General features: G+C 67.7%; 1 protein-coding gene. It reads left to right on the top strand.

Going from position 1 to position 257, the window contains the following annotated elements; genetic code table 11:
- Window positions 1-257 (top strand): uracil phosphoribosyltransferase (locus tag SB771_RS35590; RefSeq protein WP_410722118.1); only part of this gene is annotated, 257 nt, incomplete at both ends.

The following is a 257-nucleotide window of genomic DNA, read 5'->3' as shown; positions in this document are numbered from 1 at the left end:
ACCGTCCGGTCGAATACCTCGTGCGCCTGCCGGATCTGGAAGACCGCACCTTCATCCTCTGCGATCCGATGGTCGCCACGGGCTACTCGGCCGCGCACGCCATCGACGTGCTCAAGCGCCGCGGCGTGCCCGGCGATCGCATTCTGTTCCTCGCGCTGGTGGCCGCGCCCGAGGGCGTCGAGGTGTTCCAGAAGGCGCACCCGGACGTGAAGCTCTACGTGGCCTCGCTCGATTCACACCTCGACAGCCACGCGTAC

The sequence above is a fragment of the Burkholderia sp. SIMBA_051 genome (genome assembly GCF_046534915.1).
GTDB lineage: Bacteria > Pseudomonadota > Gammaproteobacteria > Burkholderiales > Burkholderiaceae > Burkholderia > Burkholderia ambifaria.
Note: the sequence above shows the minus strand (reverse complement) of the source record. Positions and strands in the feature narration are given on the sequence as shown.